This is a genomic window from Clostridium amylolyticum, assembly GCF_900142075.1.
In the GTDB taxonomy this organism is placed as follows: Bacteria; Bacillota; Clostridia; order Clostridiales; family Clostridiaceae; genus Clostridium_AA; species Clostridium_AA amylolyticum.
Window position 1 is genome coordinate 75390 of the sequence record NZ_FQZO01000006.1, and the last position, 14701, is coordinate 90090.

Annotated in this window: 22 protein-coding genes; 1 reads left to right on the forward strand and 21 read right to left on the reverse strand. The window is 29.4% G+C overall.

Annotation, left to right across the window (positions count from 1 at the left end; all coding sequences use genetic code 11):
* Nucleotides 1–11: 11 nt before the first annotated feature.
* From spoIIIAD to BUA82_RS13835, 17 genes are all read right to left on the reverse strand, one after another.
* On the reverse strand, nt 12–395 hold the full coding sequence (spoIIIAD, locus tag BUA82_RS13755) for a stage III sporulation protein AD (protein WP_073009358.1): 384 nt from the start codon (nt 393–395) through the stop codon (nt 12–14).
* An 8-nt stretch (nt 396–403) separates the two neighbouring features.
* Complete coding sequence (gene spoIIIAC, locus BUA82_RS13760; protein ID WP_073009361.1) at nt 404–601, reverse strand: stage III sporulation protein AC; 198 nt, start codon at nt 599–601, stop codon at nt 404–406.
* Between the two features lie 12 nt (nt 602–613).
* The gene (spoIIIAB, locus tag BUA82_RS13765; RefSeq protein ID WP_073009364.1) at nt 614–1132 is read right to left on the reverse strand and encodes a stage III sporulation protein SpoIIIAB; all 519 of its coding nucleotides are present in this window, start codon (nt 1130–1132) and stop codon (nt 614–616) included.
* Complete coding sequence (gene spoIIIAA / locus BUA82_RS13770; RefSeq protein ID WP_073009366.1) at nt 1125–2045, reverse strand: stage III sporulation protein AA; 921 nt, start codon at nt 2043–2045, stop codon at nt 1125–1127. The genes spoIIIAB and spoIIIAA overlap by 8 nt, the downstream gene beginning before the upstream one ends.
* Before the next feature lie 119 nt (nt 2046–2164).
* Nucleotides 2165–2527, reverse strand: a complete 363-nt coding sequence (locus BUA82_RS13775; protein ID WP_073009369.1) for a hypothetical protein — start codon at nt 2525–2527, stop codon at nt 2165–2167.
* 58 nt (nt 2528–2585) lie between these two features.
* A complete protein-coding gene (gene efp, locus BUA82_RS13780; RefSeq protein ID WP_073009371.1) occupies nt 2586–3143 on the reverse strand; it encodes an elongation factor P in 558 nt (185 codons plus the stop codon).
* Between the two features lie 67 nt (nt 3144–3210).
* Nucleotides 3211–3645, reverse strand: a complete 435-nt coding sequence (locus BUA82_RS13785) for a type II 3-dehydroquinate dehydratase (RefSeq protein ID WP_073009374.1) — start codon at nt 3643–3645, stop codon at nt 3211–3213.
* A 95-nt stretch (nt 3646–3740) separates the two neighbouring features.
* Nucleotides 3741–4256 (reverse strand): shikimate kinase, encoded by a 516-nt coding sequence (locus tag BUA82_RS13790; protein WP_083599947.1) that lies wholly within the window; start codon nt 4254–4256, stop codon nt 3741–3743.
* The gene (locus BUA82_RS13795) at nt 4249–4662 is read right to left on the reverse strand and encodes a hypothetical protein (RefSeq protein ID WP_073009376.1); all 414 of its coding nucleotides are present in this window, start codon (nt 4660–4662) and stop codon (nt 4249–4251) included. The genes BUA82_RS13790 and BUA82_RS13795 overlap by 8 nt, the downstream gene beginning before the upstream one ends.
* 1 nt (nt 4663) lies before the next feature.
* Nucleotides 4664–5131 (reverse strand): hypothetical protein, encoded by a 468-nt coding sequence (locus tag BUA82_RS13800; protein ID WP_073009379.1) that lies wholly within the window; start codon nt 5129–5131, stop codon nt 4664–4666.
* Nucleotides 5112–5816, reverse strand: a complete 705-nt coding sequence (locus BUA82_RS13805; RefSeq protein WP_073009382.1) for a hypothetical protein — start codon at nt 5814–5816, stop codon at nt 5112–5114. Before BUA82_RS13805 ends, BUA82_RS13800 begins: the two co-directional genes overlap by 20 nt.
* A 9-nt stretch (nt 5817–5825) precedes the next feature.
* Nucleotides 5826–6188 carry a hypothetical protein gene (locus tag BUA82_RS13810; protein WP_073009385.1) on the reverse strand — a complete coding sequence of 121 codons (363 nt, stop codon included), beginning with the start codon at nt 6186–6188 and terminating at the stop codon, nt 5826–5828.
* Nucleotides 6189–6232: 44 nt separating this feature from the next.
* Nucleotides 6233–6709 carry a hypothetical protein gene (locus BUA82_RS13815; RefSeq protein WP_073009388.1) on the reverse strand — a complete coding sequence of 159 codons (477 nt, stop codon included), beginning with the start codon at nt 6707–6709 and terminating at the stop codon, nt 6233–6235.
* A gap of 3 nt (nt 6710–6712) precedes the next feature.
* On the reverse strand, nt 6713–7129 hold the full coding sequence (locus BUA82_RS13820; protein ID WP_073009391.1) for a PulJ/GspJ family protein: 417 nt from the start codon (nt 7127–7129) through the stop codon (nt 6713–6715).
* Nucleotides 7116–7550 (reverse strand): type II secretion system protein, encoded by a 435-nt coding sequence (locus tag BUA82_RS13825; protein ID WP_073009394.1) that lies wholly within the window; start codon nt 7548–7550, stop codon nt 7116–7118. Before BUA82_RS13825 ends, BUA82_RS13820 begins: the two co-directional genes overlap by 14 nt.
* Nucleotides 7551–7562: 12 nt before the next feature.
* Complete coding sequence (locus BUA82_RS13830) at nt 7563–8618, reverse strand: type II secretion system F family protein (RefSeq protein ID WP_073009397.1); 1056 nt, start codon at nt 8616–8618, stop codon at nt 7563–7565.
* Nucleotides 8619–8626: 8 nt separating this feature from the next.
* The gene (locus BUA82_RS13835; RefSeq protein ID WP_073009401.1) at nt 8627–10027 is read right to left on the reverse strand and encodes a GspE/PulE family protein; all 1401 of its coding nucleotides are present in this window, start codon (nt 10025–10027) and stop codon (nt 8627–8629) included.
* 144 nt (nt 10028–10171) lie between these two features.
* Here BUA82_RS13835 and BUA82_RS13840 point away from each other — a divergent pair, with 144 nt between their 5' ends.
* Nucleotides 10172–11884 (forward strand): Rqc2 family fibronectin-binding protein, encoded by a 1713-nt coding sequence (locus BUA82_RS13840; RefSeq protein ID WP_073009403.1) that lies wholly within the window; start codon nt 10172–10174, stop codon nt 11882–11884.
* A gap of 61 nt (nt 11885–11945) precedes the next feature.
* Here BUA82_RS13840 and pyrR read toward each other — a convergent pair whose 3' ends face one another.
* The 4 genes from pyrR to BUA82_RS13860 form a co-directional block, all read right to left on the reverse strand.
* Nucleotides 11946–12485 carry a bifunctional pyr operon transcriptional regulator/uracil phosphoribosyltransferase PyrR gene (pyrR, locus tag BUA82_RS13845; RefSeq protein ID WP_073009405.1) on the reverse strand — a complete coding sequence of 180 codons (540 nt, stop codon included), beginning with the start codon at nt 12483–12485 and terminating at the stop codon, nt 11946–11948.
* 147 nt (nt 12486–12632) lie between these two features.
* Nucleotides 12633–13544, reverse strand: coding sequence for an RluA family pseudouridine synthase (locus BUA82_RS13850; RefSeq protein WP_073009408.1), 912 nt, complete (start codon nt 13542–13544; stop codon nt 12633–12635).
* The gene (gene lspA, locus BUA82_RS13855; RefSeq protein ID WP_073009410.1) at nt 13545–13991 is read right to left on the reverse strand and encodes a signal peptidase II; all 447 of its coding nucleotides are present in this window, start codon (nt 13989–13991) and stop codon (nt 13545–13547) included.
* A 19-nt stretch (nt 13992–14010) separates the two neighbouring features.
* Nucleotides 14011–14631 (reverse strand): TraR/DksA C4-type zinc finger protein, encoded by a 621-nt coding sequence (locus tag BUA82_RS13860; protein WP_073009412.1) that lies wholly within the window; start codon nt 14629–14631, stop codon nt 14011–14013.
* Between the last annotated feature and the right edge of the window lie 70 nt (nt 14632–14701).

Consider the following 14701-nt stretch of genomic DNA (forward strand, 5'->3'; position numbering starts at 1 on the left):
GTGTTCACCCCTTACATTATTTTAAGTATAGAATCCAAAAGCGACATTAAAATAGGTATAGCTAAGGTAAGGATTAAAATCTTACCAGACAATTCTATTTTATTGGCTATGGTATTAGCCCCTGCGTCTTTACATACTTCACTGCCTAAAGAGGAAATAAAAGCTATGCCTATTATCTTTAATACAATGTTTAAATAAACAGTGTCTATATTTGCTTTAACAGCTATCTCCTGCATAAAATGAAATATCATAGATATCTTATCTAAGATAAACAAAAAAATTACGATGCTGGCTATTAAAGCGATTAGCACTGAAAGGTCACTGCGCTTATCCTTGAAAAGCAAGAATAGGAATACCGCTACTAGTCCAAAAGAAACTATTTTGAATATCTCCATTTTCTCACCTAAAACACAAACATTGTCTTCACTGCAGAAAACAACTGACTTATAAGATTTATAACCATAAGTAATATGATTACCACACCAGCTATATTGGTTATAGCAGCTATTTCACTTTTACCACTAGTGGTTAAAACCTTATCTAATATAACTAGCAGTATTCCCGCGCCACCTATTTTAAATAACAACCCCACATCCAGCATTGCTTTCACTCCTTACAATATTATAATTACGATTCCTATACCTAGGCATACGCCTAAGTATCTATACATCTTTAAATTCTTTTTCATGGAATCCTCTGACTCTTCTATATTTTTCTTTATACTTTCAGAAACTAGTGAAAATAACTTTTCATGACCAACAATATCCACTTCTCCTAAACTCTTAGATAAATCTCCTATTAGGTTTATATCGTCATCATTAAAGTATAATTTTTCTTTATATCTTTCATAAGAAAAGGAAAAAGCGTCATACACCGTATCAAACTTGTTTTCACTTAAATTTTCAGAAACTTCTTTTAAAAAATTTTTAATTTCCCCTTTGCTCTTTTTGCTGATGTTATCCACTGCTATGGGCAAAGAGGTGTAAGAGAATAATATTTCATTTTCTAATTGTAGCAATGCCCTCTGAAGTTCCTTTAAGTTATAATATCTTTTTCTATATCTTTCGCCGTACATAAAGCCTAAATATGAACAAGTGAGCACTATTAAAACACAAAGTACAGACTTAATCATTATTATCCCTCCACAAAATGCATTCTTTGCTCAAGTCATATATTTCTGATATCTTCCCTGGCTTCTTTCTATTAAAAAGTAATACTGCTATTTTAAATATATTATTAGTTACCAACTCGTGGAAAACTAATCTTTCCTTATAATCATTTAACGATTCTCCATGAAGGGAGCATATTAAGTTAACTCCGCAGTTATATGCCATCATAATACTTTCAGTATCCCTCTGGGTTCCAATTTCATCACAAACGATGACTTCTGGTGACATGCTCCTTATGGCCATCATAATTCCTTGGCTCTTTATGCAGTTATCAAAGACATCCGTCCTGCTTCCTATATCCATTTGAGGTATGCCCATGGAGCATCCTGCTATTTCACTTCTTTCATCTATTAAGGATATCTTTTTACCATTATTTTTATATCCGTTGGAAAGGTTTCTAGTTAAATCCCTTAACAAGGTGGTTTTACCACATTTAGGGGGAGATATAATTATGGTATTCATTATTTTATTGCCTCTTTGAACAAAAGGTAAAATCATATTTGAGCATCCTATAAATTCTTTGCTTATCCTTATATTCAAAGAAGAAATATTTTTTATAGTTTTAACTTTTTTATCATCCATGACACATTCTCCGGAAATTCCTATTCTATGTCCTCCTTTAAATGTAATAAATCCTTGCCTTATATCTTCTTCAAAGGCATACATAGAATAATTGCTTATCTTTTGAACCACTGAATTCAAATCTTCCCTGCTGCTTACAAAGGAAGATATGTGTTCTTTATCATCTGTTTCAATAATAATTGGCCTATTTACTCTCATGCGTATTTCTTGAATCTTTTCCTGATTTCCTATACTAGATATTAAGCTTATAACTTTTCCTGGTAATAATCTGAATATTTCTCCCTGGTTTATCATTTTTATCTCCTCTTCAAGAGGATAGTCACCTCTCTTTCTTTATATAAATCTTATTTATAATCTCTTAAATTTATTACAAAAAAAAAAAAATAGAACTCAGAATTAATTCTGAGTTCTATTTAAAATAACTTATTTTCACAATTAGGGCAAAACAGATGTTCCTTCATCAAATCATTTTCTACGTATATATTTTCCCCGCAATTATTGCATTTTACTTCAACATAAGTAAATTCTTCCTCTTCATCAAAGGTATCAAATATTTCTTCTCCAAACATCTCTTCTTTAATATTATCCATATCCTGTTCTAAAAGCTCTGCATATTCTAAGGTTTCACTAAGTCGTTTTTGCAGATCCGTTATCTCATTGGACATATCATTTATGTGAATCAATAAACTATTTAATATTGTTTTGGTATCTTGGTCCATGCTGTCATTATCACTAATTTTATTCTTTATGTCTTCTAGTGAATAACAATCTTTCATAATCATCACTTCCCCATATAAAATAAGCTAAGTCCAAGACTTAGCAGTATTTTAATTATTAAACTCTTTCCATGTATTCTCCGGTTCTTGTATCTATTCTTATAGCGTCTCCTTCATTTACAAATAAAGGCACGTTTATTACTGATCCAGTTTCTAAGGTAGCTGGTTTGGTAACATTAGTAGCTGTGTTTCCTTTAACTCCTGGTTCAGTGGCAGTAACCACTAATTCTACGAAGTTTGGTGCTTCTACTGAGAATGCTTCACCTTTATAGAATTTAATTATTGCAAACATATTTTCCTTTAAAAATCTTATGGCATCTTCAACTTTTTCATGGTTAAGTGGTATTTGTTCAAAAGTTTCCTGATCCATGAAATAGTATAATTCTCCATCAGAATATAGGTATTGCATTTCTTTTCTTTCTATTACAGCTTCTTGAAGCTTTTCAGTTGGGTTAAAAGTTCTATCTGTAACTCCACCAGAAATTACGTTTCTTATCTTTGTTCTAACAAAGGCAGCTCCCTTTCCAGGCTTAACATGCATAAAATCTACTACTGTAAACACTTGTCCATCAAATTCAAAAGTTGTACCTTTTCTTAAATCACCTGCTGATATCATCAGTATCCCTCCAAAATCAATTAATTCATTTATATTATAACCCTTTCAGGTAAATTAATACCAAACTTTATTTGTTCTCAATGTAATTAATTATTGCTAAAGCTCCTAGATAATAGGAATATGCTCCAAAGCCGCTGATACAGCCAATACATCCTGCTGCGGTTATCATATTCTTTCTGTAGTCTTCCCTATTACTGATGTTAGTAAGATGAACTTCCACCACTGGAACACTCACTGCCCTTATACTATCCAATATAGCTATGCTATAATGAGCATAAGCTCCAGGGTTTAATATTATACCATGATATTTATCTACACTGTTTAAGATTTCGGTTATAATATCTCCTTCATAATTAGTAGTAACAAAATCAAAAGTCACAATGCCTTGAAACTTAGATTCTAAATTGCTATTAATATGTTCTAAATCAGCATCTCCATATATTTCAGGTTCTCTTTTACCTAGGGCACACAAGTTTGGTCCATTAATAACTAATATTCTCATAATCATCATCCTAACAATTATTTGCAAAATTATACAAGAATACAACAATGTTATTTTATCAAATGTATTTTGTTTTTGCAATTACAAATATAATTTTAACTATAATTCTTAATTTTTTCTTTTATCAACTCTGCTATGAATTCAGGTGATTCTTCCATAAGGTCAATATGAATGTGGCACTTAGAATAATAGGATTTTCTAGAATTATAAAGGTCACTAATAACATTATTTTTATTTCCATTTCCTTTGATTAGAGGTCTATTAATATCATTTTCCAACCTCTTTTTAATTACTTTTAAGTCTACATCTATAAATACTGTAATACCTATTTTCTTTAGTATTTCAATATTATTAAAATAAGCTGCCATACCTCCGCCAGTGGCTATTACCGTTTTTTTAATATTATAATTTTTTAATATCCACTCTCTTTCTTTTTCCCTAAAAAAGGTTTCCCCATATTTTTTAAATATATCCTGAATAGATAGTTGTGTATCTTTTTCTATGACCTTATCCGTATCTATAAACTTTAAGTTTAGCTTTTGTGATAATATTTCCCCTATGCTGCTCTTTCCACTGCCTGGCATACCCACAAGTATTATGTTGTTAAACACTTTTTTTCCCCTCTTTTCTTTGAAATATTAAATCTAATTTCAAATTATATAAATCCTCACGAACTAATACGATATTGTATGTATTTAAGTTACACTTATTATTTTCTTTTACATAGTTTAAAATACTTATTATTTCATTAAAATCTCCAGTATACTCTAATAATACTTCATAATTTTCTTCACGAAATAGTATTTTTTTAAGCTTAATGTCTTTAAAAACCTTTAATTCATTAATATAACTATTTACGTCAACTACGGAATATGTTGAAATGCTTTCTTTGTTATCTTGTTTTTTTGTAGCCTTAATACTACTCTTATTATTCTTATGGTTTGTGGTGACAGTTATTTCATAAGCAATAATCATAGATATAATTATCATAATTATTAAAAGCTGATTTTTTTTCATTTTATCTCCTTGTAATTACCAATGATATTATATCCTGAGAAGCTTCCTGAAATTCAACATCCACTATTTTTAATCTAGTACTCTTTTCTACTTTACTTATGAAATTACTTATATTTACATTACTGGACACCTTAATATCAGCATTACCGTTATTTATGTTTACAGCCTTAACGCTGCTTTTTTCCAAGTTAAGTATAACTTCAAAAATTTCTTTATTAAAATTATACGCCTCTTCTTTTAATTTACTTTTGTTATTAATTTCTTTATTCTCATTATCATGAGCTATTACATGATCCTTGACACTTTTTTCACTTAAGTCCTCTTTATAAGAACTTAAATAATCTGGCAGCAAAAAACCGCAAATAATAATTTGAAAAAGAATTATTAATTGTACATTTTTTAAAGTGACAATGGTTTTTTTATCATATTTTGTTAGAGGAAGAAAGTTCTTATATTTGCTTTTTGACATAATCTCTTATTAACTCACTTTCTGAAACTTCTAAAAATATAATTTTATCTATTGCTTCGTGATAAGTTTCTTCATTTAAATTATTTTCCATATTAATGTTTATAAGTATCATAGAATTTTTACTGCATTCCATAGATAAAGTGTTCTTTCCTTCTATAATGGCTTCATTAATGTAGTCATTCATATTAAAAGCCTTAAAGTCTTTAATAATAGAAGTATAGATAAGTAAATTTTTAAATATCATCAATAGCATTACTACACTTTTATATTTATAAAAAACTACCTTTTGTTTATCTGAAGGAACTTTGGTTTTAACATATTTAGTAATTATGTTTTGTATGGGAACAATACTAAATTTATTATAATTTTGTAGAAAGTTAAATAAAGTATCATTATAATTTAAACAGTATAAAATTATAGCATTTTCTTTTTCATTTATACTTATTATTTCATGGTGAAAAAGCATAGATTTATAGTTATAAAAATTTTGAGCTATAAAGCTTTCTATAATGCTATCTACATTTTTATTTTTCCCTTTTAAAATCACAATACTTTTTATAATCATATCTTCACTATGAAGAATAACCTTTGCATGGATGATTTTTAACATTCTACTGAGCCTATTATTACATTGTGTTAAATATTCCATATGGTTTTTATAAACTTTAATAATATCCCTTTGCATTTTATCCCCTTAGAAAAAAAATTCATTTAAAGTAATCTTATTGTTTAAATATATAGGTTTATAATATTTTGTATCCTTCTTACCTATTATATCTTCTAGATAAAACATCTCTGAATATATGTCATATCTAAGCCTGAAATCCGGTAAATATATGGTACTATACTTTTCTTTTAAGTACTTTTTCAAATCTTCTTGGGAGGTTATTTTTTCCTTTATCATTAAAGCAGTTAACTGTTTTTCCCCATATAATATATTTTTATTATATAAGGCATAGTTAATTATTTTTTGTTTTTTTAAGCTTATTAATTCATGATTAAATTTAATAATATAAAACCAAAATCCAGAAATAATTATAACTATGGATAGTAACAAAGCTACTTCGATTATGGAAGAGCCTCTTTTTATTCTTTTATGAGTTAAATTATAGAAACACCCTTTAATGACTCTATGCCCCCTTTAGTTTTAACTTCAATATACAATAACTTATTCTTCACTGAGAAGTTTATAGATGTAACATTATCCAGCAGCAACTTTGAAGTAACTAATCTATCCTTGCCATCATATTTAATAAAATACTCTATTATAATTTTATCTTCTTTTTTTCTAATAATGCTCTTATCATATACCAAATCTGAAGGCACATCATTTTTTAAAAGTACTATTTGGTTATTTTGTATATCAAAGGACTTAATTTCATTTTCTTTTATCCTTACATCTACAAACCTTATAAACTCATCTATTAAAAACCTTTCTTTATTGTATTTTATATACTCATTATTAAATCTAACTAAGTAGATAAGGGTCATGGTTATCATTGATGAAACTAAAAGCATTATGGCTAAAGCGGTGATATTTTCAATAAGCAGGTATCCTTTTTTCTTAATTTTTTTCATTTACTATTCCTTAAATAATTGAATTTTAAATATTTCTTTATGGTTATCTATAATGCTCACATATATTTCATTAACTTCTTTTTTAAAAAATTCCAGTTGGATGTCATATTCTTCATCAACTTGGCTATTATCAATTAAAAAACCCACAATATCTGAACTAAGCAGCCTTTCCAGGTTAATAGTTTTAGAATTGAGCTTAATAATAGTATTGTTAAGATTATTAACATCGCTGGAATTGGCATTCATAGTAAGTTCTTTACTTACTGTATCCACTATTTCTAACCTTCTGTGCATGGTTTTTAAACTGTGCATATCTTTAATTGCAAATACCACCATAGTGGTTATTAAAGAGCCTATAATCATTAAAATGCTCATAGATAATAATATTTCAATAAGAGTATTTCCTTTATTCTTGGTCATTTATATATCCACTACCAATCTGAATAGCAATCCTATGAATATTCCTTTTCTCGTCTCTAAAATATAAGGATCCGCTAGTTGTAATCTTTCCCGAGGATTTTATCTGTATTTTATTGCTGGCAAAATTAGTCATGTATAAGGTTTTCTTTTCTAGGTCATAAGTATCTATTTCAGCTATTTTAGAGCTGAATACTAACTTATTTTTATCCATATCTATGAATATAAACCCCTCCATATTATTAGAGTAACAGTAAAATTTAGCTTTAGAGATAAACATTTCAATGCCATTAATACAGATTTTATTGGTAAGATTGGATTTATATTTTAGATAACCATTTATGGAAGCATATATAGCTGCAGTGATAACTGCTGTTATAGCTAAAGATAAAGTAAGTTCAATTAAGGTAAATCCTTTTTTCATTTTATTCCATTCCTATATGTTGTACATACTATTTAGAAGAGGCATGAATATAGTATATATAAGTGTAAGTATTATGCATCCCATTAACATTATCAGCACAGGTTGTATTATGGATATGATCTTATTAATCTTTTCGTAGTATCTTTTTTCCAAAATACTGCAGCATAAATTAATATATTTTTCCACATTTCCACTTTCCTCCCCTAAAGAGATGAATATAGGTATTATTGGTTCTATATACTTGTTTTGCTTTAAAGAAAAGGAAAGTAGATTTCCATAAGCAAGGCTCTTTAATATACTTTCTAAGATGCTTTTATTTATGGGATTCTTTTCGCTTTTAATAAGTATATTAAAACTATTTTGTATAGAGCAGCCTGAAGCTAATAATAGTTCCAATAGCTTTAATATATTTATCTGCCATAGTTTTGAAAGAATTTTAGTATTAATAACAGAGATAAGTTTAAAGTTATTGCTTATAAAGGCAAATATAATATACAATAATAATCCTAGTAAAAATACTCTATAAAATACCGCATATATATTGTTTTTAATATATAGGGTGGTATTGAATATAATCTTTGTATACCAAGGCGCATTGTTTAACGAGTTATCCATAATGGAAAAAAGATTTGGCAATAGGAAAAATAATATGAAAATGGTTATTAGCATGGTGGTTACAAGTACTACTATTGGATATATAAGGGCTTTTATTATCTTCTTTTTAATCTCTTCTTTTTCTTTATAATAAGCAGAAAGCTTATAAAGTACATTTTCTAAACTCCCTGTTTCTTCACCTATTTTTATTAAATTGACATAAAAATCACTTTTTTCCTCCTGGGAAAGGGCTTCGCTTAAGCTGCTGCCCAAATTAATGGAGTGATGTATATTATATAATAATTTTTTGATTTTAGTGTTATCTACAGTTTCTGTTAATATTTCTACCCCTCTTAATAAGGTCACCCCGGAGGAAGTTAACAAGGCTATATTATAAAACAAAAAATCTAAATCTACATTGCTTAATCTATTCCATCTATTAATAGTGAGTTTAAAACTTAACTTTTTTATCATCATTTCTCCTAAAACTCTGCAGCGTTCTTCTTAGCTTCCAGGGTATCTATAGTGCCTTTCTTAAGTAATAAATCAATATTTTCCTCTAACATCTTTCCATATTTGCTTTTATGCTTTTCTTTTAATTCATTAAAATCAATGTTTTCCTCTAATAAATAAAACTCAGGAAAGTATATGGTTTCGCTAATTAATGCCCTTCCTTTATATCCTGTATAATTGCATTCAGAACATCCTACCGCACTGTAATATTCTTCCTTATTCTTCTTGGCTTTACATTTTGGGCATAGCTTTTTTACAAGGCGTTGTGAAATACATCCCACCAGAGCATCTTTTATTAAATATCTTTCCACCTGCATATCTAAGAGCCTGGTAACTACCCCAAAGGCACTGTTGGTGTGTATGGTAGATAGCACTAAATGTCCCGTTATGGCTGCTCTTATGGCTATTTCAGCAGTTTCTTCATCCCTAATTTCTCCTATCATAATTATGTCAGGATCTTGTCTTAGTAAGCTTCTTAGACCAGCTGAAAAGGTTATTCCTGCTTTTGTGTTGACGCTGGTTTGGTTTATACCTTTTATGTTTATTTCTACTGGGTCTTCCACGGTACATATATTAATATCACTTTTATTAAGCTTGTTTAGTATTGAGTATAAAGTTGTGGATTTACCTGAGCCAGTAGGTCCATTAACCAGTATTATGCCACAATTATGCTTTAACATTTTTTCTATGAGTTTAAGTTGAATTTTCTCAAAGCATAAACTTTCCAGGTCTATAACTAAATTCTCATTATATAAAAGCCTAAGCACCATTTTTTCCCCCAGTATGGTAGGCATGGTAGCTACTCTAATATTGATGCTATTATTATAAAAATGAACCATTTTACCATCTTGAGGCACTCTTTTTTCAGCTATATTCATGCCAGAAAGTATCTTAAACCTGGATATTATATTTAAGTAATTGGTCATTTCAATGATGCTGCATACCATCAGACTTCCATTAACCCTGCATCGTATGATAAAGTCTTCTTCTCTTGGCTCAATATGTATATCACTAGCCTTCATATCTATTGCCTTGTTTATTATATAATCACAGATAATACTAATATCTTTATCTTGAAGCCTTAATGAATTTGACTGTTTTTCCTCTTTATGTATTTTTTCTATCATATATTCTATATGTCCAAAATATATGGATATAAGTCTTTTTATAATATTTTCTGGCATGGATTTAATAACTACATCTTTTCCATATAAAAATTCCAGATACTGAATTACCTCAGTTTGACTCTTCCCCACTGCCCCCACTTCAATATAATTATTATCTTCATATAAAGGGATAATCTTATTTCTTTTTATATAATCCATAGGAACATTCATAATTCTATTAATTGAAATATCTCTTAAATCCATGGTTTAAAATACCTCCTATTATTTTATAGACAACTTTTAAGACTTTTAATCAAATTTTTTCCTATTATTTTCATTTATGTACTTATGCCACAAAGTTTGTTATTATAAATTATGATAGTTCCATATAAAAGGAGAAGTGAGATCATGGCCTTAGACGGTATATTCCTTAGTACCATCACTAGTGAAATAAGAAATGAAATAATAGATTGTAAAATTGATAAGATTAACCAGCCTGAAAAAGATGAATTATTAATATCCATAAGGGGTAAAAAAAATATAAAGCTTTTAATCTCTGCCAATGCAACTTATCCCAGGATTCATTTAACGGATATATCCAAGGTTAACCCCATGCAGCCTCCAATGTTTTGCATGGTTTTAAGAAAATATCTTACCAATGGTAGAATTAAAAATATATACCAATTGGACAGCGACAGGATTTTATGTATGGATATATCCAATACTGATGAGCTAGGCTTTGATTCGGTATATACTTTAATAGTAGAAATCATGGGAAGGCATAGTAACATAACCCTAATAAGGGCAAGGGACCATAAGATAATGGATTGTATAAAACACATAACTCCAGAAATCAACAGCTTCAGAACGCTGCTACCTGGAATGGAGTATAAATATCCTCCTAAAAGCGAAAAATTAAATCCCTTTAATTTTTCTTATGATGAAGTAACTGCCAGAGCAAAAGAAAATAACTTTATTTTAGATAAGAATTTTTTATTTAATGTATTCACTGGTTTCAGTAAAATTATATCTAAAGATTTGTTTATAAGAGCTTCTTTTAAGGAGCCCGTAACCATCCCTAGCCTCCTCCATGAAGTGGAAGAACTTTTAAATAGTTTAGGTAATAATAAATTTCATTTCGTAATTTATTATGATGGTAATAAACCTATAGATTTTTACTGCTATCCCTTAATAAATTATGAAGATAGCATAAATAAAGAATTTCCTACAGCCTCAAAACTTTTAGATAGTTTTTACTCAGAAAAGGATAAGCAAGATAGAATTAAGGGAAGGACTCAGGATATTGAAAAATTAATATCCACTAATCTAGATAGATGCTATAAGAAAGTAGAGATATTAAATAGCATTTTAGAAGAAGCTAAAGAAAAAGATACTTATAAAATATTTGGTGAATTACTAACTGCAAATATCTACTCTATAAAACTTGGAGATAAAAATGTAAAACTATGGAACTATTATAGTGAAGATAATGAGTATTTAGATATTAAGTTAGAGGAAAATTTAACCCCTTCTGAAAATATACAAAAGTATTTTAAGAAATATAATAAGCTGAAAAAATCTGAAATATCTGCCTTAGAACAGATAAAACACGCTGAGGAGGAAATTAACTACCTTACTTCAGTGTTAAATAGTATTTCTCATATAAATAGTTATGATGAAATCCATGAAATAAGGGAAGAGCTAATTGAAGCAGGTTATATAAAATTTAAGAAGACTAAAATAAAAAACAAACCTACCAAACCTCACCATTATATTTCTTCTAATGGTTTAGATATATATGTAGGTAAGAATAATATTCAAAATGATTATTTAACCTTAAAATTTGCTAATAAAAATGACCTTTGGTTCCATACTAAAAACATTCCTGGTTCTCATGTAATAATTAGAGGGAAAAACATCTCAGAAAGCGACATTATGGAAGCTGCCATACTGGCTGCTACCTTTAGTAAAGCACAGAATTCTTCCAATGTCCCTGTAGATTATACCGAAATAAGAAATGTTAAAAAGCCTTCCGGGGCAAAACCCGGCATGGTTATATACTCCACTAATAAAACCATTTACGTGAATCCAGGTGAAATTAAAATAAAGAGAGCGGAATAATAAAGTGCACCTCAGAGGTTACACGCATATAACCTTTGGGGTGCACTTTTACTAATAGCTCTTATTTTAAATCATATATTTTTACTGAGTCTTCATTATCTATATCGGAGATATTTACTGAAACAAGTTCATCTTTTGATGTGGGTATGTTTTTGCCTACATAGTCGGCTCTTATGGGAAGCTCCTTATGGCCTCTGTCGATTAACACAGCCAGCTGGATACATAATGGTCTTCCGGCATCTATAACTGCATCTATAGCAGCTCTAGCTGTTCTACAGGTATATAATACATCGTCTACAAGTATTACATTTTTATCTTGCACCTCTACCCCAAGATGCTTATCTTTTAATAAAGGCTTATCTCCTAAGGTGGTTAAGTCATCACGGTACAAGGTTATATCTACACTTCCTACAGGAACCTGAACTCCTTCAAATTGCTTTATATTTTCAGCAATTTTTTCAGCGATAGGATATCCTCTTCGTTTAATACCAATTAAAACTATATCTTCCACGCCTTTATTTTTTTCGATTATCTCATGGGATATTCTCCTAAGGGTTCTTTTTATTGCATCTTCATCTAATAAAGTGGCTTTATACTTCATAATATCTACTCCTCATTAATAAGGCATCTCCAAAAAATAACTAGTCAGTGTACTACTCTATTTTTTTACCATGCCTAAAATAAAAGTCTTATTCCTAGAATAAGACATGATATATTAACTAAATTTTAACATGAAAGCTTATAGGTTTCAACTTTGCCTTAATTTATTAAGTACTGCTGTAAAATCTTCTGGCAAAGGAGAGGTAAACTCCATATACTCATTTTTAGTAGGGTGAATAAATCCCAATAATCTTGCATGTAAGAGTTGTCCTTTGGTCTTAAAGTTCTGCTTTTTAAACCCATACAAAGGATCTCCTACCAAAGGATGTCCTATAGAGGCCATATGAACTCTAATCTGATGGGTTCTTCCTGTTTCCAGTTTACATAATACCAAAGTATATCCTGAAAAACATTCCATAACCTTATAATGGGTAACAGCCCTCTTCCCATCTTTCACTACAGCATATTTTAATCTATCCTTAGGGTTTCTTCCTAAATTAGCATCAATAGTGCCCATTTCATTTTTTAATCTGCCTTCTACTAAAGCTAAATATTCTCTATTCATGGTATGATTTTTAAATTGTTCAGCCAATATGTTATGTGACTTATCATTTTTTGCTATAACCAGTACTCCAGAAGTATCTTTATCTATTCTATGTACAATACCAGGTCTCATAACTCCATTAATCCCTGATAAATCATGACAATGAAAAAGAAGAGCATTTACTAAAGTTTCATCTTTATTACCTGCTGCTGGATGAACTACCATACCTTGTGGCTTATCCACTACTACCACATCACTATCTTCATATAATATTTTAATAGGAATATCCTGGGGAACCACTTGAAGCTTTTCAGGCTCTGGTATAGAAATCTCCACCTCATCTGAAGCTTTAAGCTTATAATTACTTTTAACTTTTTTGCTATTTACCCTTACTAAATCTTTATTAATTAAGTTTTGTATAAAAGATCTAGAACTATCCTGAAGCATAGAAGCAAGGTACTTATCAATCCTCTCCCCAGAATATTCTAGCTGAACAGTGTATTTTTTTATATCCATTTACTCAACGCCTTTTACTACGTATAATATCATAAGTGCTGTACCTATAACCACAAAGGTATCAGCCATATTGAAAGTGGGAAAATAGTAGACATCCTTATAATGGAACTGAAGAAAATCCACCACAAAGCCTAACCTTACTCTATCTATTAAATTTCCTATGGCTCCCGATATGATTAAATAAAAACTATATTTTAATATTTTTGATTCAGGCTTATATTTAATTAAGTAAACCACCATAATTAAAATTACTATAGAGGTTATTAAAGCTAAAAATATAACTTTATTTTGTAATATTCCAAAAGCCGCACCTCTGTTTTCAAGATAAGCTAAATCAAAAAATCCTTTTATCACTGTAATATCATTACCCTTTGCTAAAACATTAATAGCCCACTGCTTTGTTAATATATCTATGGCTAATAAAATTAAAATAACTATAAAACCCATTTACATCCCCCTTGTTTCATTAATCTGGCAATTGATTCTTATATTGCTCATTGCTTATTTTTTCAATTGGCTCTACACATGATTCTTCTTCATCATCATAATCATACTCTTCTATATATCTACGGTCTTCAAACCGTCCTACGGCTTGGTAAGAATCTTCCGCATCAAACCCCACCTCATCATGAATGGAAAAATCGTTATATCCATATCCAAAGGGTTTTCTCATGAGTGTATCTTCTTGTCCCATATCAAGATTATTATTCCATTGAGATTTCTTTGCAATTTCTTCTTGACATTTTACACAAAACTTTGAATAGGGTAAAAACTCTAACCTTTCCCTATTTATAGAAGTACCGCAACTTTGACACACTCCATACTTTCCTTCGTCTATTAAGGATAAAGCTTCGTCTATTTTGTTAACTAAACTCATTTCATTTCTTTTTAGTGCCCTTCCCTTTTCCATTTCAGTAAGTTCATCTCCAATATCTGCTGGATGATTATCATAATAGGAAAGCTCACTAGATATCGCTGCTATAGAATCACTAAATTCATTATCCTTCATTTTAGTTATAATATTATTTAGCTTCTTTTTTTCAGCTAATAATTTTAATTTAAAATGCTTTAAATCCTTTTCATCCATACAAACCTCTCCTTTGTCATTGAAAATAATATATTATTCATTTATATTACTATTCTTTCAATGAAGAGAT